Raw genomic sequence first — 19,865 nt, 5'->3', positions numbered from 1 at the left:
CGTCACCTTCGGTGCCACCTTCCCCTGGCGGGGGAGGATCGAAGTATGGGATCAGACGAGGCGGCTCTGTTTCACCGCGGCTTCGATGAAGCTGGCGAACAAAGGGTGCGGGTCGAAGGGTTTGGACTTCAGTTCCGGGTGGAACTGGACGCCGACGAACCAGGGGTGGTCGGGGCGTTCGACGATCTCGGGCAGCGTGCCGTCGGGCGACATGCCGGAGAAGACGAGGCCGCCCGCTTCGAGGGCTTCCTTGTAGCCGGTGTTGACCTCGTAGCGGTGCCGATGGCGTTCCGAAATTTCCGTACCGCCGTAGATCGAGGCGACGACGCTGTTGCCGGCGAGCTTCGCGTCGTACGCGCCGAGCCGCATCGTGCCGCCCATGTCGCCCTCCGCCGCGCGCGTCTCGAGGCCTTCGCGGCCCATCCATTCGGTGATCATGCCGACCACGGGCTCGTCGGTCGGGCCGAACTCGGTCGACGACGCGGTGGGGATGCCGCCGAGATCGCGGGCGCCCTCGACGCAGGCCATCTGCATGCCGAAGCAGATCCCGAAATACGGAATTTTCCGCTCGCGCGCGAACTTGACCGAGGCGATCTTGCCCTCCGCGCCGCGCTCACCGAACGCACCGGGGACGAGGATCGCGTCGCACGGCTCGAGTTGGCCGGCGATGTCGCTCTCGGCATTCTCGAACAGTTCGGCGTCGATCCAGCGGACGTTGACCTTGACGCGGTTGGCGATGCCGCCGTGGACCAGCGCCTCGTTGAGCGACTTGTATGCGTCCTGGAGGCCGACATATTTGCCGACCACGCCGATCGTGACTTCGCCTTGCGGATTGGTCAGCCGGTCCATGATCTCGGTCCAGCGCGACAGATCGGGCGCATCGGCGGGCTCGATCCCGAACGCGCGGAGCACTTCGATGTCGAGGCCTTCGCCGTGATACTGCAGCGGCACCGCGTAGATGCTCTTCGCGTCCAGCGCGGGGATGACGGCGCTGGCGGGGACGTTGCAGAACAACGCGATCTTGGCGCGCTCCGACGGCGGCAGCGGGTGTTCGCAACGGCAGACGAGAACGTCGGGCTGGACGCCGAGCGCTGCGAGTTCGCGGACCGAATGCTGGGTCGGCTTGGTTTTCAGTTCGCCGGCGGCGGCGATGTACGGCACCAAAGTCACGTGGATGCTGATCGCGTTGCCGCGACCCTCCTCGTTCTTGAGCTGACGAATCGCCTCGATGAACGGCAGCGATTCGATATCGCCGACGGTGCCGCCGATCTCGCAGAGGACGAAATCGATGTCGTCGACTTCGGCGCGGGCGAACGCCTTGATGGCATCGGTGACGTGCGGGATGACCTGGACGGTGGCGCCGAGATAATCGCCGCGCCGTTCGCGGGTGATGATCTGCTGATAGATGCGGCCGGACGTCACGTTGTCCGACTGGCGCGACGGGACGCCGGTGAAGCGCTCGTAATGGCCGAGGTCGAGATCCGTCTCAGCACCGTCGTCGGTCACATAGACCTCGCCGTGCTGATAGGGCGACATCGTGCCGGGATCGACGTTCAGATACGGATCGAACTTCCGAATCCTGACGGTATACCCGCGTGCCTGGAGGAGAGCGGCAAGCGATGCCGCCATGAGACCTTTACCGAGCGACGAAACCACGCCTCCGGTGATGAAAATGTACCGAGCCATGGGACGAGTCTCGTAGCGTGTGTTGGGGACGAACGACAAGAGCCCCGCGGATCACGCGAGGGCTATTTATCGGCGAATGGAGTGTTTAGCGGGCGAGTGGGACTGCGCTGTTGTCGGCGGGAGCCGCAGTGCCCGCTGGAACGCCGGCATTTTCTGCGCCACCGGCGAACGGCGCCGCATCGCCCTTGGGCTGTGCGGTCGGGACCGTCGTCGCAGCCGCCGGGGTGCGGGCGAGCGACGTATCGATCGTGGTCGTGCGGTGATTCGCCGCGAGAACCGCGAGCAGGATCGAGAACAGCACGAACATCGTCGCGAGGACGCCGGTCGCGCGGGTCAGGAAATCGGCCGCGCCGCGCGCCGACATCAGGCCGGACGGACTGCCGCCCATGCCCAGACCGCCGCCTTCCGAGCGCTGCATGAGAATTACCGTGACGAGAGCGGCCGCGATGATCGCGTGGATGACGAGCAGAAAGGCGAACATTGCGCGGAAAACCCCGGAACTTTTACGAAGGGCCGCACATAGGCGAGCCAGCGGCAACGATCAACCGCAACACTGGCTCCGCATATCGCATGCCGATCGTCCAATGACGGAAACAAGCCGCGTAGGCGGGCGTTGTGAACCCGTAACGACGCTCATGACTGGGTATCGTCTTCACATTTTCAGATGGCGGATCAACGCTGTGGCATCAATTGCAGCCAATACTCTATCGACCTGGATGACCGCTCTTGTGGATTATGTCCGCTCGGGCGAGCCCGATCTCACCAATCGTCAAATGGCGCTATTGCTGTTGGTTTACCTCAAACCGGGCCCCCATACGGTGCGCGGTTTGGCGCGTGCGCTCAACGTATCGAAGCCGGTCGTCACGCGCGCCTTGAACAGGTTGGGTGCCCTCGGCTATCTGCGCCGCCAACGCGACGATAGCGACAAGCGCAACATTTTCGTCGCGCGGACGAGCGAAGGGGCAGATTTTCTTGAAGAGTTCGGGCAATTTATCGGCGACGGCGACGCCCCTGCCGGATCTGGCTCCGGCGCAAACGGCCGTACCGCCGCGCACGCTTGAACCGTTCGACGATCGGGCCCGCACGAGTTTCTCGCTGACGGGCCGTTCGGTGGATCTGGACCCGCGCACCCATGCGGTTCGGCGCGATATCGCCGACATTCGCCTCGCCGAATACGTATTCGCTCCACACTATGCCGTGCCGATGATACGGCCCGTCGCGCGCACAGCTTTGTTACGCAGTGGACGAGACGAAGCGAGCGATACGATGGTCGACCTCAAGCCCGGCGACAGTTTCGAAGTGTTGGAGATTGCTGGCGTTTCCGCGTGGGGCGTCGCGCGGCCGAGCGGCCTGGTCGGCTATGTCGCGACGGACGCGCTCGATCTGTCGACGGACCTCGCAGCATGACCAGCGTCTTCATCGATGGTGCGGTCGGCACGACCGGCCTCGAAATTCGCGAGCGGCTTGCCGGCCGGAGCGACATCTCGATCGCGCTGCTGCCCGAGGATCGCCGGAAAGACCCGGCGGCGCGGCGCGAGGCGCTGAACGACGCCGATTTCGTCATTCTTTGCCTGCCTGACGATGCGGCACGTGAAGCAGTCGCGCTGATCGATAATGCGCGCACCCGCGTGATCGATGCGTCGAGTGCGCACCGCGTGGCTGCCGGCTGGACGTATGGCTTTCCGGAATTGCCGGGTCAGGCCGAAAAGGTCGCCACTGCGATGCGCGTGGCGAACCCCGGCTGTTATCCGACGGGCTTCCTCGCGCTGGTCGCACCGCTCGTTGCGGCCGGGCTTATCCCCGCCGACCTGCCGCTGAGCGTCAACGCGACGTCGGGCTATTCGGGCGGCGGCAAGGCGATGATCGCGGAGTTCGAAGCCGGCGGCCCGATCACCGCGTTCCGAGCCTACGCGCTCAGCCTTGCGCACAAGCATATCCCCGAGATGACGCAACATGCCGCGCTCAAGCATGCGCCGATCTTCGCCCCCGCGGTCGCCAACGCGTATCGCGGGATGGTGGTCGAGGTGCCGCTGCATCTCCATGCCCTGCCCGGCCGCCCGTCGCTCGCGGCAATCGAGGATGTGTTGCGCGCCGCGTTCGATGGCTCGACGCTCGTCTCGATCGCGCCCGGCGATCTCGGCGCGATCGATATCGAGGAGCATGCGGGGACCGACCGGCTGACGTTGCGGGTCTGCGGCAACGACGCGGTCGGCCATGCGCGGCTGATCGCCACGCTCGACAATCTGGGCAAGGGCGCAGGCGGCGCCGCAGTCCAGAATCTCAACATCATGGCCGGGGTCGACCCGGTCGCCGGCCTGGTTTTCTAAGAAACCGGCCAGTTCCAGGAGCTTTCATGCACCGTAATCCCGTAGCCAAACTGCTCCTGTTCGGCGCGACCGGCGATCTCGCGCAGCGCATGCTGCTGCCATCGCTCTATGGCCTGCACGCCGACGGTTTGCTGCCCGAGGACCTGACGATCACCGGTGCCGCGCGTCACGAGCATGACGACGAGGATTACCGAAAGTTCGCCAAGAAGGCGCTCGACGAGTTCCTGCCCGAGGACAGGAAGGGCGAGAGCGCGGTCGGGACGTTCCTCGACCGGCTGTTCTACCAGGCGACCGATCTGTCGGATCCGGCCGCGTTCCAGCCACTGGCGGACAAGATCGGCGATATTTCCGGCGGCCTCGCAATCTATCTCTCGACGGCGCCGTCGCTGTTCGAATCTGCGATCGAAGGACTGCACAAGGTCGGTCTCGCCGGCGAGACGGTGCGCGTCGGGCTCGAGAAGCCGCTCGGCTACGACCTCGACACCAGCCGCGAGATCAACGACGCGGTCGCCAAGGCGTTTCCCGAGGACCGGACCTACCGGATCGATCATTATCTCGGCAAGGAAACCGTCCAAAATATCCTCGCGCTCCGCTTCGGCAACTCGTTCTTCGAGCCCGTCTGGAACGCGCAGGGCATCGACAACGTGCAGATCACGATCTCCGAGACGGTCGGCCTGGAGGAGCGTGCGGGCTATTACGAGAGCGCCGGCGCGCTGCGCGACATGGTCCAGAACCACATGCTCCAGCTGCTCGCGCTGATCGCGATGGAGCCGCCGGCGCGGTTCGAAGGCACCGACGTGCGCGACGAAAAGTCGAAGGTGTTCCGCTCGTTGCGCCTGATCAAGCCCGAGGAAGTGCCGAACGTCACGGTCACCGGCCAATATGGCGAAGGTGCGGTCAAGGGGAAGTTCGTCAAGAGCTACTCCGACGAACTGGGCGAGCCGTCGGACACCGAGACGTTCGTCGCGATAAAGGCGCATGTCGACAATTGGCGCTGGCGCGGCGTGCCCTTCTATCTGCGCACCGGCAAGCGCATGGCCGCGCGCCGCAGCGAGATCGCGATCCAGTTCAAGTCGGTGCCGCATTCGATGTTCGCCGGGCGTGGTGGACTGTTGCAGCCCAACATGCTGATCATCCGCCTGCAGCCCGAGGAATATGTCCAGCTGCTGGTGATGGCAAAGGAACCCGGTCTCGACCGCGAGGGCGTGCGCCTGCGCGAGGTGCCGCTGAACCTGAGCATGGATGCGGAATTTGCCGGCACGCGGCGACGGATCGCGTATGAACGGTTGCTGCTGGACCTGATCGAGGGCGACCAGACGCTGTTCGTGCGGCGCGACGAGGTCGAGGCCCAATGGACCTGGATCGACGCGATCCGCGAGGGCTGGAAAGCGAACGCGATGAAGCCCAAAAGCTATGCGTCGGGCAGCTGGGGTCCTTCCGCGGCGATCGCGCTCACCGAACGCGATGGCGTGACCTGGCAAGACGACTAACCGTCACCCCGGACTTGTTCCGGGGCCCACCGTGCAACATGAGCGCGGTGAGTTTGGATAAGTGGATGCCGGAACGAGTCCGGCATGACGAATGGATTGATATATGACCGAAATCGAATGGTGGGATTACGAGGATTCCGACGAGCTCGCGAACGCGGTCGCGGGCGATATCCAGTTCGTCATCGAGAGTGCGCTCGACGCGCGCGGCTCGGCGGTGATCGCGCTGGCGGGCGGCAAGACGCCGTTCGCCGCGTACGAAAAGCTGGCGCAGGCCAAGCTCGACTGGAAGAAGGTCACGATCATCCCCGGCGACGAGCGCATCGTGAAGCTTGGCGATCCGCTGTCGAACGTCACCGCGCTGGCGAAGATCTTCCTCCCCAAGGGCGCGCGCGTTAAGCCGATCGTTCCCGAGGCGATCGCCGACTACAAGGCGGCCGGCCGCTCGGCGGATGCGCTGATGCAGGACCTGCACTGGCCGCTCGACTTCTGCCTGCTCGGCATGGGCGGCGACGGACATACCGCGTCGATCTTCCCCGGCCCCGATTACGACGAGGCGCTGAGCGGTCCCAAGGAACGTCGCGCGCTCGGCGTGATGCCAGAGCCACTGCCGCCCGAAGCACCGCTTGCGCGTGTCACGCTTTCGGCGGCCGCTATCGCGTCGTCGAAGGCGCTGATGATCATGATCACCGGCGATGCGAAGAAGAAGGTGCTGGAACAGGCGATCGAACAGGGGCCGTCTTCGTCCTACCCGATCGGCCGTGTGCTGGCCGAGGTCGAGCTGCCCGTCGACGTGCACTGGGCACCCTGACAATGCTGAACGCCGTCGTCTCCGCGGTCACTGACCGGATCATCGAACGCTCGCGCGACAGTCGCGCCGCCTATCTGGCGCTGATCGAGCGCGAGGCGGCGGCGCAGGTCCGACGTCCGGGCCTGGGCTGCGCGAACCTCGCCCACGCCTATGCCGGGACCGAGGAGGATCGCGATGCGATGAAGGCCGATGCCGGCATGAACATCGGCATCGTCACCGCGTATAACGACATGCTCTCGGCGCACGCCGTCTATTATCGCTACCCCGAGCTGATGAAGGTCTGGGCACGCGAGGCCGGCGCCACCGCGCAGGTCGCGGGCGGCGTGCCGGCAATGTGCGACGGCGTGACGCAAGGCTATCCGGGCATGGAGCTGTCGCTGTTCAGCCGCGACACGATCGCGCTGAGCACCGCGATCGCGCTCAGCCACGGCACGTTCGAGGGCGCGGCGTTGCTCGGTATCTGCGACAAGATCGTGCCGGGCCTGCTCATGGGCGCGCTGCGCTTCGGGCATCTGCCGATGGTGCTGATCCCCGGCGGCCCGATGCCGACCGGCTTGCCGAACAAGGCAAAGGCAGCCGTCCGCGAAAAATTCGCCGAAGGGCTGGTCGGGCGCGAGGAACTGCTCGAAGCCGAGATCGGCGCCTATCATTCGAAGGGCACCTGCACCTTCTACGGCACCGCCAATACCAACCAGATGATGATGGAGGTCATGGGCCTCCACATGCCGGGCGCGGCGTTCGTCAATCCGGGCACGAAGCTGCGGCAGGAACTCACTCGGGCGGCGGTGCACCGTCTGGCGAAGATCGGTGCGCGCGGCGACTCGTACCGGCCGCTTGGGCATTGCGTCGACGAGAAGGCGATCGTGAACGCCGCGGTCGGCCTGCTCGCGACCGGTGGTTCGACCAACCACCTGCTCCATGTCCCGGCGATCGCGCGCGCGGCGGGAATCATCATCGACTGGGAGGATTTCGACCGCCTCTCCTGCGCAGTGCCGTTGATCGCACGCGTCTATCCGAACGGCTCGGCTGACGTGAACGCGTTCGAGGCGGCGGGCGGCATGCCCTATGTGATTCGCGAATTGTTGAGCGAAGGTCTGCTCCACGGCGATATCATGACGATCGGCGGGGACGATTTGTCGGCCTATGCCCGGACAGCGGTCGTCGCCGACGGCACGCTCGGCTGGCGCGATACGCCCGACAGCGGCGACGAGACGATCCTGCGCCCTGCCACCGCGCCGTTCTCGGCGGATGGCGGCATGCGGATCCTTGCGGGCAACATCGGCCGCGCGTGCATCAAGGTGTCCGCGGTCGAACGCGAGCGCTGGATCGTCGAGGCGCCGGCCGCGGTGTTCGACGATCAGCTCGACGTGATCGAGGCGTTCAAGCGCGGCGAGCTGGAGCGCGACGTCGTCGTCGTCGTCCGCTTCCAGGGGCCGCGCGCGAACGGCATGCCCGAATTGCACAAGCTGACCCCGCCGCTCGGCGTGTTGCAGAATCGCGGGTTCAAGGTGGCACTGGTCACCGACGGGCGCATGTCAGGCGCGAGCGGCAAGGTGCCGTGCGCGATCCATTGCTCGCCCGAGGCGCTGCTCGACGGCGCGATCGGCCTGATCCGCGATGGCGACATGATCCGCGTCGATGCGGTGAACGGCACGCTGGAGGCGCTGGTCGACGCCGACGTCTGGGCGACGCGCGAGATGGTCGCGGTGCCGCCGCCGGTCAGCGGGATGGGCCGCGAGCTGTTCGGGATGTTCCGCGGGCTGGCCGACGAAGCCGAAAAGGGTGCATCGGCGATGCTGGCGGGCGCTGGGCTTTAGAACGCCACACACGCCGCCATTGGGTCAGCCACACCCCCGTCATCCCGGCGAAAGCCGGGACCTCGCTCCACTGGGACGGACTGTGCGGCTTGAGATCCCAGCTTTCGCCGGGATGACGGAGGTGGCGGTAATGATAAAATCGGACGGAGGATGACATGGAAATCGTAGCGGCAGATATCGGCGGAACGCACGCGCGCTTCGCGATCGCCGAGGTCGAGGATGGGCACGTCGTGTCGCTCGGCGAACCGGTCACGCTCAAGACCGCGGATCACGCGTCGCTCCAGACCGCGTATCAGGCGTTTGAAGCGGGCGTGGGTCGCCCCCTGCCCCGCGCCGTCGCCATTGCGGTAGCGTCGCCGGTCGCAAACGACGTCATCCGCCTGACGAACAACCCCTGGATCATCCGCAAATCGCTGATCACCGAACGGCTGAACGCCGACCAGTGGGTGGTCGTCAACGATTTCGGCGCGGTCGGCCATGCCGTCGCGCAGGTACCGAGCAGTGACTTCATCCACCTTTGCGGTCCCGACACGCCGTTGCCGTCCGAGGGTATCACGACGATCTGCGGCCCCGGCACCGGGCTAGGCGTCGCGCAGTTGCTGCGCCGGAAAAACGGGTATCAGGTGCTCGAGACCGAGGGTGGCCACATGGACTTCGCCCCGCTCGACGGGATCGAGGATGCGCTGCTCAAGCGACTGCGGAAAACCTTCACGCGCGTGTCGGCCGAGCGCGTCGTCGCCGGCCCCGGCATCGTCGCGATCTACGAGACGCTGGCGGCGATGGAAGGGCGTTCGGTGCCCAGCCACGACGACAAGACGATCTGGACCGAGGCGATCGACGGCACCGATTCGATCGCACTCGCCGCGCTCGACCGCTTCTGCCTCGCCCTAGGCGCGGTCGCGGGCGATCTCGCGCTGGCGCAGGGCGCAAAGGCGGTGGTGATCGCCGGCGGGCTGGGCTTCCGCATCAAGGACCGCCTGATCCGGTCGGGCTTCGACCAGCGCTTCGTCGCCAAGGGCCGTTTCCAGACGATGATGGCGGCGATGCCCGTCAAGCTGATCACCCATCCCCAGCCCGGCCTGTTCGGCGCCGCGGCCGCCTTCGCACAGGAACACACCCAATGACCGCCAACTCGACCGTCACAATTGCCGATATCATGCAGACCAGCGCCGTCATCCCGGTACTGGTAATCGAGGACGCCGCGCTCGCCCGTCCGCTCGCCGAGGCGCTGGTCGCCGGTGGCCTGCGCGTGCTGGAGGTGACGTTGCGCACCGGCGCCGCACTCGAGGCGATCGCGGAAATGAAGAAGGTGCCCGGCGCGATCGTCGGTGCGGGAACCGTGGTGAACACGCAGCAGTTCGCGCAGGTCCGCGACGCCGGGGCCGAGTTCATCGTGTCGCCCGGCCTGACCGAACGTCTCGCCACGCCGATCATCGAGAGCGGCATTCCCTTCCTCCCGGGCATCGCCAACGCTGCGGATATCATGACCGGTCTCGACTTGGGCCTGACGCACTTCAAGTTCTTCCCCGCCGAGGCGAATGGCGGGCTGAAGGCGCTGAAGGCGCTGGCGGCGCCGTTCTACCAGTGCAGCTTCTGCCCGACCGGCGGGATCACCGAGGCGAGCGCGCCCGAGTGGCTGGCGTTCAAGCCGGTGCTGTGCGTCGGCGGTAGCTGGGTGACCGGCGGGACGATGGCCGAGATCGAGATCAAGGCGCGCGCCGCCAACGCCTTGCGCGGGTGACGCGAAGAGGACGGCCCACCGGTTAGGCGGCCCGTTCCACCCACCCCGTCATGCCGGGCTCGTTCCGGCATCTACGGTGCCGCAAAATCGATAAAATTGGTTACGCGGAACCGTGGACCCCGGAACCAGTCCGGGGTGACGGATTGGCTTTGGCGACCCTTGGCGTGGATGCGCCGAACCGTGGTTCGGGCGGCCGGTTACATCTCGCCGCGCGCCTTTCGGATGGCGTACCATTTCCTCACATTGGCGTTGTGCTCGTCCAGCGTGTTGGCGAAGACGTGGCCGCCGGTGCCGTCGGCGACGAAATACAGCGCCTGGGTCTGCGCCGGATCGAGCACCGCGTCGATCGAGGCGCGGCCGGGATTGGCGATCGGGCCGATCGGCAGACCCGGGCTCGCATAGGTGTTGTAGCCGTTCTTCGCCTGCAGTTCGGAGCGTAGTATACGACGGCCGAGCGGACGGCCCTTGGTGATCGGGTAGATGACCGTCGGGTCAGCCTGGAGCGGCATGCCATTGCGGAGGCGATTGCCATAGACCGCGGCGACGGTACGGCGTTCGGACGGCTTGCCGGTTTCCTTCTCGACGATCGAGGCGAGGATGATCGCCTGTTCGGAGGTCGTCACGGCGATCCCGGGTTTGCGCGCGGCCCAGGCCTTGGCGAGGTAGGTCCTCATCGCCGCCTGCATCCGCACCACGACCGACGCGCGCGTGTCGCCGGCCTGGAACGCATAGCTGTCGGGAAGGATCGAGCCTTCCGCAGGCACCGGCACGGCTCCGGTGAGGCCCTCCGCCTTCATCAACGCGTCGTGGACCATCACCGAAGGATAGCCCTCGGGCACTGCCACCAGCCGCTGGACGACCTTGCCGCCCTGCATCAGTTTCAGGATGTCGGACTGGCTGGCATGCGCCGGGATGCGATATTCGCCGGCCTTGATCGGATCGCCTGACCCGAAGACGCGCGCATACAGGCGGAAGCGCCGGGCCGACGAAATCGCGCCGGCTTTTTCGAGTTCGGTCGCCGCGCCGGCGAGCGTGCTGCCCTCGCCGACTTGGACCGTCAGCGTGCGCGGCGCCGGGCCGGCGCCACCCCAGCCTTGGACTACCAAGAACAGCGCGACGATGGCCCCAAGGCCGAGGAGGAGTCCGAAACAGCCGACCTTGCGCATCGTCACCCCTTGTTCTCCCGCAAAGGCGGGAGCCCAGTCTGGGCCCCCGCCTTCGCGGGGGAACAAACCTACTTAACCAGTGTCATCACCAGCGACGCGTTGGTGCCGCCGAAGCCGAACGAATTGTTCAGCACCGCGCGCACTTCACGCTTCTTGGCGACGTGCGGCACCAGGTCGACCCCGACGCAGCTCTCGCTCGGATTGTCGAGATTGAGCGTCGGCGGGACGATCTGGTCGCGCAGCGCCAGGATGCAGAAGATGCTCTCGACCGCACCGGCACCGCCGAGCAGATGCCCGATCGCCGACTTGGTCGACGACATCGACAGGCCCGAGATCGCATCGCCGAACAGCCGACGCACCGCGCCCAGTTCGAGCTCGTCGCCGAGCGGCGTCGAGGTGCCGTGCGCGTTGATGTAATCGATGTCCTCGAGCTTCAGGCCCGACTTCTTTATCGCCATCTGCATCGACCGGAACGCGCCGTCGCCTTCCGGATGCGGCGCGGTCACATGGTAGGCGTCGCCCGACAGGCCGTAGCCGATCACCTCGGCATAGATCTTCGCGCCGCGTGCCTTGGCATGCTCATATTCCTCGAGCACCAACACACCGGCGCCCTCGCCCATCACGAAGCCGTCGCGGTCCTTGTCGTACGGACGCGAGGCCTTTTCGGGCGAATCGTTGAAGTTGGTCGACAGCGCGCGCGCCTGCGCGAACCCGGCGATGCCGAGCGGGCAGACGGTGCCCTCCGCGCCGCCCGCGAGCATCACGTCGGCATCGTCCATCGCGATCATCCGCGCGGCATCGCCGATCGCGTGCGCACCGGTCGAGCAGGCGGTGACGACTGCGTGATTCGGACCGCGCAGGCCGTATTTGATCGAGACCTGACCCGAGATCAGGTTGATCAGGCGACCATGGACGAAATGCGGCGAGACGCGGCGCGGGCCCTTGGTGTGCAGAACGATCGATTCGCTCTCGATGCCCGGCAGACCGCCGATGCCCGACCCGATCGAGACGCCGGCACGCCAGCTCTCTTCGACCGTCATGTCGAGCAGGCCGGCGTCTTCGAGCGCCTGGCCGGCCGCGTCGATGCCGTAGATGATGAACGGATCGACTTGGCGCTGGACCTTGTGGTCGACGCGCTTGCCGGGATCGAAGCCGTATTCATGATCCGCCGGCTTCACCTCGCAGGCGATGCGGCACACCTGATCCGACGCGTCGAAGCGCGTGATCGGGCCCGCGCCCGACTTGCCGGCGAGGATATTCGCCCAGGCCGTTTCAACATCCGCCCCCAGGGGGGTGACCAGGCCTAGCCCGGTTACGACGACACGCCGCATGGCTTCAAACTCCGTCTGCTCTCAAAACGAAACGGCTCCCCGCCCTCTTTGCCCAAGGACGGGGAGCCGCTCAAATCACACCCTTCAGGGCAGGTCCAAAGTTTTGAACCCTAGACCCTGATCAGGCCTTGTGCTCGTCGATGTAGGTGATCGCATCCTTGACGGTCGCGATCTTCTCGGCGGCATCATCGGGGATCTCGACGCCGAATTCTTCCTCGAACGCCATGACGAGTTCGACGATGTCGAGGCTGTCTGCGCCCAGGTCGTCGATGAAGCTCGCGTCCTCGGTCACTTTGTCGGCTTCGACGCCGAGATGCTCGACGACGATCTTCTTCACGCGGTCAGCTGTCTCGCTCATGGTAGTTCCCTCTTCAAATCTGGGGGTTTTCGGTATTTCCTGAACGCACCTAGAACGCGGCAGTTCAGCGCGCAAGTTCAGATCATCGCCATCCCGCCGTTCACGTGCACGGTTTGTCCCGTGACGTAGCCGGCTTCACGGCTTGCGAGATACACCACGGCCGCGCCGATGTCTGCGCCTTCGCCGAGGCGACCGGCCGGAATCTTGGTCGTCAGCGCGGTCTTCTGCGCATCGGGCAGCGCATCGGTCATCGGCGAGGTGATGAAGCCGGGCGCGACGCAATTGACCGTGATGCCGCGGCTGGCGAGCTCCTGCGCCATCGATTTCGACATGCCGATCAGGCCTGCCTTCGACGCGGCGTAGTTCGCCTGGCCGGGGTTGCCGGTGACGCCGACGATCGAGGTGACCGAGATCATCCGGCCGAAGCGCGCCTTCATCATCGGCTTGGCGGCTGCGCGCATGAGGCGGAATGCGGCTTCGAGATTGACGCGGATGACGCTGTCCCACTCGTCGTCCTTCATCCGCATCGCTAGGTTGTCGCGGGTGACGCCGGCGTTGTTGACGAGGATGTCGATCTTCCCGAGCGCCTCGACCGCCTGCGGCACGAGCGCATCGACCGCGGCGCCATCGGACAGATTGCAGGGCAGCGCGACGTGATCGCCGCCGAGGCTGGCGCGGAAGGCGTCGAGCTTGTCGGCGTTGGATCCGGACACGGCGAGGCGCGCACCTTGGGCGGCTAGGGCCTTGGCGATCTCGGACCCGATCCCGCCGGATGCGCCGGTAACAAGCGCGGTCATGCCTGTGAGGTCAAACATTCTAGTCTCCATCAGATTTTGTTCACGCGGAGACGCGGAGCCGCGGAGGGGCGATGGTCGTTTACGATCCGTCGCACACCCTCCTTGAGCGTAGCGCCACCGAAGTTGATCAGCAGCCCGACAGGCTGCTTGGTGAGGCGTAGATAGGTGAGCAATTGTTTGCCGTGGACTGCGGTCAGTTGCTCTACCGATTTGATTTCTATGAGAAGGCGCTCGTCGACAAGGAGGTCGATGCGGAAGGCCGCTTCGAAGCGCATCCCTTCAAATTCGATGTCAACCGATCGCTGCCGCGCCACTTGGTAACCCAGACTGGCAAGCTTGCCCGCCAGGACCAATTCATAGACGCTTTCAAGGAGACCCGGGCCCAAGTCCCGATGGATGCGGAGTGAGAGATCGAGCACATCGCCGCTGATCTGATCGATCTCTCTCAAATCTTCTCTCCGCGGCTCCGCGTCTCCGCGTGATCACATCTTCTTCACCAATTCCTCGATGTCGTCCATCGTGATGACGCTGAGGGTCTCGGCGTCGGGGGCGATGCGCTTGACCATCGGGCCGAGCACCTTGCCGCCGAATTCGACGAAGTGGGCGACGCCGGCCGCGTGCATCGCCAGGACCGATTCGCGCCAGCGGACCATGCCGGTGACCTGCTGGACCAGCAGGTGACGGATCGCGCCGGGATCGGCGACGGCCACCGCGTCGACATTGGCGAAGACGGGGACCAGCGGTGCGCGCAAATCGGCGTCGAGAAGCGCGGCTTCCATCGCTTCGGCGGCGGGCTGCATCAGCGGGCAGTGGAAGGGTGCGGAGACCGGAAGCAGGACAGCGCGCTTGGCGCCCAGATCCTTGGCTAGCGCGATCGCCTTTTCGATGGCGAGGCGGTGGCCGGAGATGACGACCTGCGACGGATCATTGTCGTTGGCGACGGTGCAGATCAGTTCGGCGCCGCCCTCCGCGAGGATCGCGTCGACCGCGGCGCCGGCGATGAGTTGCGCCTTTTCGAGGTCGGTGCCGAGCAAAGCCGCCATCGCGCCCTCGCCGACCGGGACCGCCGCCTGCATCGCGCGGCCGCGCAGCTTCAGGAGGCGCGCGGTGGTCGACAGGTCAAGTGCCCCCGCGGCGCACAGGGCGGTATATTCGCCGAGGCTGTGGCCCGCGACATAGTCGGCCTTGTCGGCAAGGCGGATACCGCCCTCCTTCTCGGCGACGCGCAACGTGGCGATCGCGTTCGCCATGATCGCGGGCTGCGCGTTCTCGGTGAGGAGCAGGTCGTCCGCCGGACCTTCGCTCATCAGGCGGAACAGATGCTGGCCGAGCGCCTCGTCGACTTCGGCGAAAACCTCGCGGGCGGTGGCACTCGCCTCGGCAAGCGCCTTGCCCATGCCGACAGACTGGCTCCCTTGGCCGGGGAAGATGAACGCGCGCATGATCTCTCCTGTTTTGCTGCCGCGGCGTAGAAAGGTGTGTCGCGAGTTGCAACTGCGCGAACCTGAACGAACATCGGGGTTTTGCGACAAATGGCGACCATTTCGCGACCGATGCGACAAGCGCCTGCGACATTCCGACCCCAGATTAATGAGGACGCCGCAGCAACGGCGCCGTGTTTCAACGGGAGATTATCATGAAGAAGTTCATCCTCAGCGCGCTTGCCGCTACCCTCGTCGCCAGCCCGCTGCTTGCCGCAGCCCCGGCCGAAGCGCAGCAGCGCCGCGAAGTGACCACCGTGCGCCAGAACAACAATGGCCGCACCGTCGTCACCAAGAAGACCGTCGTCCGCGCACCGCAGCAGCGCAACTGGCGCGCCGGCCAGCGCTTCGATCGTCGCCAGGCGCAGAACTATCGCGTGATCACGACGTACCGCAACTATCGCCTCGCCACACCGCCGCGCGGCAGCCAGTGGGTCCGCTCGGGCAATGATGCGGTCCTGATCAACGGCCGCGGCAACGTGGTGCAGGTTCGTGGCGGCGCTTTTCGCCGGTAACGTCCACACCAACCTTGTCTTTGCCGAATAATCGGCTAAGGCCACAGCAACCGGGGTGAGAGATTCGCGTCTCTCGCCCCTGTTTGCATTCTAGACGACAGTCGGAGGGGTGCACGCATGGGGCGTGTATCAGCGATCGGCCAAGACGAAGGACAAGACATGGCTCTTTACGAGCATGTGTTCCTTGCGCGCCAGGATCTGGCACAAGCGCAGGTGGACGCACTGGCGGAAATCGCCACCAAGATCGTGAACGACAACGAAGGTCGGGTCGTAAAGACCGAGAACTGGGGCCTGCGTTCGCTGGCGTACAAGATCGCCAAGAACCGCAAGGCGCACTATGTCATGCTCGAGATCGATGCCCCGGGCAGCGTGATCGCAGAGCTGGAGCGCCAGACCCAGATCAACGAAGACATCATCCGTTACATGACGGTCAAGGTCGACACCCTCGAAGAGGGCCCGACCGTGATGATGCGCAAGCAGGACCGTGACCGCGAGCGTCGTGGCGACCGCGAAGGTGGCCGTGAAGGCCGTCCCGATCGAGGCGATCGTCCGGACCGTGGTCCCCGTCGTGACCGCGAAGAGGGAGCTGAATAATCATGGCACGTCCATTCTTCCGCCGCCGCAAGAGCTGCCCGTTCTCCGCCAAAGACGCTCCCCGGATCGACTATAAGGACGTCCGGTTGCTGCAGGGCTTCGTGTCCGAGCGTGGCAAGATCGTCCCTTCGCGCATCACGTCTGTTGCCGCGAAGAAGCAGCGCGAACTGGCCCAGGCCATCAAGCGTGCGCGTCATCTGGGCTTGCTGCCCTACATCGTTAAGTAAGGAGCGCCCACATGGACGTCATTCTGCTTGAGCGCGTCGAAAAGCTTGGTGCTATCGGCGACGTGGTGAAGGTCAAGGACGGTTACGCGCGTAACTTCCTGCTTCCCAACAAGAAGGCCCTTCGCTCGAACGACGCGAACCGCAAGGTTTTCGAGTCGAACCGTGCGAAGATCGAATCGGACAACGCATCGCGTCGCAGCGATGCCGAGACCGAAGCGAAGACTTTCAACGACGCGACCGTGACCCTGATCCGTCAGGCGTCGAACACCGGTCAGCTCTACGGTTCGGTCGCGGTTCGCGATCTGGTCGATGCGCTGGTGGCCGACGGTCACAAGGTCGGCAAGTCGGCGATCGTGCTCGACAAGCCGATCAAGGCGATCGGCGTGTACACCGTCAAGGTTGCACTCCACCCCGAGGTGGCGGTGTCCGTCAAGGTCAACGTCGCACGCTCGCCTGAAGAGGCCGAGATGCAGGCTTCGGGCGTCGACGTTATGTCGTCGATGTTCGAGCGCGACGAGGCTGGCTTCGTCGAGGATTACGATCCGAACGCAGAGCCCGGCGCGACCGCCGAAGCGCCGCAGCGCGACGACGAGGAAGAGGCGCAGGGTTAATCCCTTCGCTTCCTTCTTCGCTGATACAGAAAGGCCCGCCCGGAGTGATCCGGGCGGGCCTTTTCTTTTGCGTGGTTGGGACGGCGCTTAGGGGCAGGTGACGCAAGCGCCGAGTACGGCCGCGAAAGGAATGAGCGCGAAGAAGACGGGGACGATGTGTTTCATGGCCGGGCGACTCTTTGAGGAGGTGTTGCCGGGTTAATGCGCGGGGTCGGGAAAGGTTTCCGGAAGGTAAACGAATTTTGTACCGATCGGTTTTCGACCCGACCCCTTCGTTTCTTCCCCAACCTACCTCCGTCACCCCGGACCTGTTCCGGGGTCCACGGTTCCGTAATCTCTCCGGCCGTTGAGTTCGCGCAGCGGTGGATGCCGGAACGAGCCCGGCATGACGGAATTAAGGAGTTCCCCCTGCCGACCGTTCCCCCGCGAAGGCGGGGTTCCAGGATAACGGAACGCAGCACTGCTCGGTCCTGGGCTCCCGCCTTCGCGGGAGAACATCAAGTAGTGGCGTCCTCCGGCTTCTCGATCAGCGCGGGGCCCTCACCTAGCGCCAGCGCGTCGACCGAGGACACGTCCTCCAGATCGCGCGCGCCGGTCTCGATGTTGAGGTCGCGGAACTTGCGGCCGGTTACCATCAGGCGTCCGTTGAACGAGTTGGTGAAGCCGTTGAAATTCTTTACCGCGCTGTTGAGGCCGACGCCGACCTTGCGCAGGTCGTCCGCCACCTTCGCCAAGCGATCGTGCATTTCCTTGCCGAGTTCGCCGATCTTGCGCGCTTCGTTGGCGAGCTTTTCCTGGCGCCAGACCGCGGCGACGGTGCGGGCGATGGCGATCAGGTTGGTGGGCGTGGCAAGCAAGACGCGCTTCTCGAAGGCGAAATCCCAAAGCGTCGGGTCGTGTTCGAGCGCGGCGGACAGGAAGTGCTCGCCGGGGACGAACATGATGACATAGTCGGGCGTGTCGGCGAACTGGCTCCAATAGGCCTTGTTGCCGAGCCCGTTGACGTGCGCGCGCATCGACGCGGCATGCGCTGCCAGGCCGATCAGACGCTCGGCATCGTCGACCGCGCCGAATGCATCCTGATAGGCGTTGAGCGACACCTTTGCGTCGATGACGAGCGCGCGGCCGCCGGGGACGCGGATGATCGCGTCGGGGCGGAGTCGCGCGCCGTCGTCGCCGACTGCGACGGACACCTCGGTCTGGAAGTCGGTGTGTTCGCTGAGACCGCAGGTTTCGAGGACGTTCTTGAGCTGTTGCTCGCCCCAGCGGCCACGGGATTTGGGGGCGTTGCGGAGCGAATTGACAAGCTTGGCGGCTTCGGTGGAGACCTTTTCCTGGCCGAGGCGCATCTGTTCGATCTGGCCCTTGAGATCGCCGAACGCATCGCGGCGCTCGGCCTCGACCTTGGCGACGCCCTCTTCGTAGCGTTGCAGGCGATCGCTGACGGGTTGCAGCATCGACTTGAGGTTCAGGCCGGCGGACTCCTCCGACTGGCGGAAGCGCGCGTCGGCACGGTCGAGGAATGTCTTCTGCGCATCGCTCAGCAGCTTGTTGGCGACGTCGCCGAACTGCGCGGCCATGACGTCCTTCGCCTCGCGCAATTCGAGCAGACGCGCTTCGAACGCCTCGCCCTGCGCCTTGAGCGTCGCGATCTCGGTGCGCGCGGCGTCGCGGTCGGTGCGGATGGTCGATAGGTCGATGCGGAGTCGATCGGTGTCGGTGGCGCGCTCGGCGTTCTGGGCGCGGAGCGTGGCGAGGTCCTGCATCGCCGCGTTGCGTTCGCGTTCAACGGCGTCGCGCGCGGTGCGGATGATCTCGGCGTCGGCGGCCTTGGTTTGGGCGACGGCGAGGTCGGCGGCGAGCGACTGGGCTTTGCGCGAGGCTAGCAGCCAGCCGAGGAGCAGGCCGGCGGCGAGCGCGAGGACGGCGACGATGGCGAACTCAGCCACGGAAAACCGCCGTTTCTGGAGTTAAGTATAGAAAGTGCAGACGCTGGTGCAGCATGCTCTTGGGGGGAGAGACGCGCTTGTGCGAGCGGTTTTGGGAGGGGGATGGAGACGTCATGTGCGGAACATACGTCGAACGGTTGATGTAGGACAATCGGAATATTGTTCTCCTGCGAAGGCGGGAGTCCAGGGTTACCGACGGTGGCGTTCGTGGTCCTTGGCCCCCGCCTTCGCGGGGGAACTGGAGATATGTGCTGCGGTCTCACGAAACAGCACCACCCCGGCGAAGGCCGGGGCCCAGTTGGGGGTCGTTGCCACTTAGCGCAGTGCGTCGTTACTGCGACCTCTCCAACTGGGCCCCGGCCTTCGCCGGGGTGGTTGCGTGTTGGGTGAATTAGCCGTGCTCTCAGCACCGAACCCCCGGCCCCTCACCCCAGCTTGCGCTGCTTTGCCAGCTTCTTCATCACCATGTCGCGCTTGAGGCGGCTGATGTGGTCGATGAACAGCACGCCGTCGAGATGGTCGATCTCGTGCTGCATGCAGGTCGACAGCAGACCGTCGAAATCCTCCTCATGCGCCGCGCCGGTCTCGTCGAGCCACTTCACGCGGCAGCGCGCAGGGCGTGCGACCTCGGCGTACTGCTCGGGGATCGAGAGGCAACCTTCGTTGTAGGTCGACATCTCGTCGCTGACCGAAAGGATCTCGGCGTTGATATACGCCTTGGGGTTCCTGATCGGCTTGTCCTCCTCGTCCTTCTCTTCCTGGAGATCGATGACGAGGACACGCTTCTGCACGCCGACCTGGGTCGCGGCGAGGCCGATGCCGTTGAAGTCGTACATCGTCTCGACCATGTCGGCGACGAGCGTGCGGATGGAGTCGTCGACCGTCTCCACGGCTTGCGCAACGAGGCGCAGGCGGGGATCGGGGACTTCGAGAACGGTCATGACGGTCATCAAGCGCAGCTAGGTTC

Annotated in this window: 22 protein-coding genes; 12 read left to right on the top strand and 10 right to left on the bottom strand. The window is 65.3% G+C overall.

All coding sequences use genetic code 11. From position 1 onward, the window contains the following. Nucleotides 1–51 precede the first annotated feature (51 nt). Entirely contained in the window at nt 52–1,686 is a 1,635-nt protein-coding gene (locus EQZ23_RS11510) for a CTP synthase (RefSeq protein WP_128454515.1), read from the bottom strand. Nucleotides 1,687–1,771: 85 nt separating this feature from the next. Continuing rightward, nucleotides 1,772–2,167: a preprotein translocase subunit SecG gene (secG, locus tag EQZ23_RS11505; protein ID WP_128454514.1), complete on the bottom strand. Its 396-nt coding sequence runs from the start codon at nt 2,165–2,167 to the stop codon at nt 1,772–1,774. 235 nt (nt 2,168–2,402) lie between these two features. On the opposite strand from secG, the gene EQZ23_RS11500 reads away from it, so the two are divergent. From EQZ23_RS11500 to eda, 8 genes are all read left to right on the top strand, one after another. Then, nucleotides 2,403–2,747 (top strand): MarR family transcriptional regulator, encoded by a 345-nt coding sequence (locus tag EQZ23_RS11500; protein ID WP_128454752.1) that lies wholly within the window; start codon nt 2,403–2,405, stop codon nt 2,745–2,747. 142 nt (nt 2,748–2,889) lie between these two features. Then, nucleotides 2,890–3,093 carry a hypothetical protein gene (locus tag EQZ23_RS11495; protein WP_240663510.1) on the top strand — a complete coding sequence of 68 codons (204 nt, stop codon included), beginning with the start codon at nt 2,890–2,892 and terminating at the stop codon, nt 3,091–3,093. Beyond that, nucleotides 3,090–4,013: an N-acetyl-gamma-glutamyl-phosphate reductase gene (argC, locus tag EQZ23_RS11490; RefSeq protein ID WP_128454513.1), complete on the top strand. Its 924-nt coding sequence runs from the start codon at nt 3,090–3,092 to the stop codon at nt 4,011–4,013. The genes EQZ23_RS11495 and argC overlap by 4 nt, the downstream gene beginning before the upstream one ends. Before the next feature lie 26 nt (nt 4,014–4,039). Next, the gene (zwf, locus tag EQZ23_RS11485; protein WP_128454512.1) at nt 4,040–5,503 is read left to right on the top strand and encodes a glucose-6-phosphate dehydrogenase; all 1,464 of its coding nucleotides are present in this window, start codon (nt 4,040–4,042) and stop codon (nt 5,501–5,503) included. A gap of 103 nt (nt 5,504–5,606) precedes the next feature. Beyond that, nucleotides 5,607–6,311 (top strand): 6-phosphogluconolactonase, encoded by a 705-nt coding sequence (gene pgl / locus EQZ23_RS11480; protein ID WP_128454511.1) that lies wholly within the window; start codon nt 5,607–5,609, stop codon nt 6,309–6,311. A 2-nt stretch (nt 6,312–6,313) separates the two neighbouring features. Continuing rightward, the gene (edd, locus tag EQZ23_RS11475; protein ID WP_128454510.1) at nt 6,314–8,128 is read left to right on the top strand and encodes a phosphogluconate dehydratase; all 1,815 of its coding nucleotides are present in this window, start codon (nt 6,314–6,316) and stop codon (nt 8,126–8,128) included. Between the two features lie 155 nt (nt 8,129–8,283). Then, nucleotides 8,284–9,252, top strand: a complete 969-nt coding sequence (gene glk, locus EQZ23_RS11470; RefSeq protein WP_128454509.1) for a glucokinase — start codon at nt 8,284–8,286, stop codon at nt 9,250–9,252. Next, complete coding sequence (gene eda / locus EQZ23_RS11465) at nt 9,249–9,869, top strand: bifunctional 4-hydroxy-2-oxoglutarate aldolase/2-dehydro-3-deoxy-phosphogluconate aldolase (RefSeq protein ID WP_128454508.1); 621 nt, start codon at nt 9,249–9,251, stop codon at nt 9,867–9,869. The genes glk and eda overlap by 4 nt, the downstream gene beginning before the upstream one ends. 197 nt (nt 9,870–10,066) lie before the next feature. Here eda and mltG read toward each other — a convergent pair whose 3' ends face one another. From mltG to fabD, 6 genes are all read right to left on the bottom strand, one after another. Further along, a complete protein-coding gene (mltG, locus tag EQZ23_RS11460) occupies nt 10,067–11,035 on the bottom strand; it encodes an endolytic transglycosylase MltG (protein ID WP_128454750.1) in 969 nt (322 codons plus the stop codon). A 68-nt stretch (nt 11,036–11,103) separates the two neighbouring features. After that, a complete protein-coding gene (gene fabF / locus EQZ23_RS11455) occupies nt 11,104–12,366 on the bottom strand; it encodes a beta-ketoacyl-ACP synthase II (protein WP_128454507.1) in 1,263 nt (420 codons plus the stop codon). 121 nt (nt 12,367–12,487) lie between these two features. Further along, a complete protein-coding gene (locus EQZ23_RS11450; RefSeq protein ID WP_031393971.1) occupies nt 12,488–12,724 on the bottom strand; it encodes an acyl carrier protein in 237 nt (78 codons plus the stop codon). A 77-nt stretch (nt 12,725–12,801) separates the two neighbouring features. Continuing rightward, a complete protein-coding gene (gene fabG, locus EQZ23_RS11445) occupies nt 12,802–13,539 on the bottom strand; it encodes a 3-oxoacyl-[acyl-carrier-protein] reductase (protein WP_128454506.1) in 738 nt (245 codons plus the stop codon). An 11-nt stretch (nt 13,540–13,550) separates the two neighbouring features. Beyond that, entirely contained in the window at nt 13,551–13,970 is a 420-nt protein-coding gene (locus EQZ23_RS11440; RefSeq protein WP_128454505.1) for a GxxExxY protein, read from the bottom strand. A 33-nt stretch (nt 13,971–14,003) separates the two neighbouring features. Further along, nucleotides 14,004–14,963, bottom strand: a complete 960-nt coding sequence (fabD, locus tag EQZ23_RS11435; RefSeq protein ID WP_128454504.1) for an ACP S-malonyltransferase — start codon at nt 14,961–14,963, stop codon at nt 14,004–14,006. Nucleotides 14,964–15,157: 194 nt separating this feature from the next. On the opposite strand from fabD, the gene EQZ23_RS11430 reads away from it, so the two are divergent. From EQZ23_RS11430 to rplI, 4 genes are all read left to right on the top strand, one after another. Then, complete coding sequence (locus tag EQZ23_RS11430) at nt 15,158–15,517, top strand: RcnB family protein (RefSeq protein ID WP_128454503.1); 360 nt, start codon at nt 15,158–15,160, stop codon at nt 15,515–15,517. A gap of 159 nt (nt 15,518–15,676) precedes the next feature. After that, nucleotides 15,677–16,111: a 30S ribosomal protein S6 gene (gene rpsF, locus EQZ23_RS11425; RefSeq protein ID WP_056050884.1), complete on the top strand. Its 435-nt coding sequence runs from the start codon at nt 15,677–15,679 to the stop codon at nt 16,109–16,111. A gap of 2 nt (nt 16,112–16,113) precedes the next feature. Beyond that, on the top strand, nt 16,114–16,338 hold the full coding sequence (rpsR, locus tag EQZ23_RS11420; RefSeq protein ID WP_031393978.1) for a 30S ribosomal protein S18: 225 nt from the start codon (nt 16,114–16,116) through the stop codon (nt 16,336–16,338). A gap of 11 nt (nt 16,339–16,349) precedes the next feature. Beyond that, nucleotides 16,350–16,949, top strand: a complete 600-nt coding sequence (gene rplI, locus EQZ23_RS11415; protein ID WP_128454502.1) for a 50S ribosomal protein L9 — start codon at nt 16,350–16,352, stop codon at nt 16,947–16,949. A gap of 497 nt (nt 16,950–17,446) precedes the next feature. Here the strand turns inward: rplI and rmuC are convergent, their stop codons facing one another. Further along, entirely contained in the window at nt 17,447–18,898 is a 1,452-nt protein-coding gene (gene rmuC / locus EQZ23_RS11410; RefSeq protein ID WP_128454501.1) for a DNA recombination protein RmuC, read from the bottom strand. Between the two features lie 425 nt (nt 18,899–19,323). Next, nucleotides 19,324–19,848, bottom strand: coding sequence for a peptide deformylase (gene def / locus EQZ23_RS11405; RefSeq protein ID WP_128454500.1), 525 nt, complete (start codon nt 19,846–19,848; stop codon nt 19,324–19,326). Nucleotides 19,849–19,865: the final 17 nt, after the last annotated feature.

The organism is Sphingomonas sp. UV9 (assembly GCF_004101245.1).
Lineage (GTDB): Bacteria > Pseudomonadota > Alphaproteobacteria > Sphingomonadales > Sphingomonadaceae > Sphingomonas.
The sequence above is the reverse complement of the archived record's forward strand: the minus strand, read 5'-3'. Positions and strand labels throughout refer to the sequence as shown.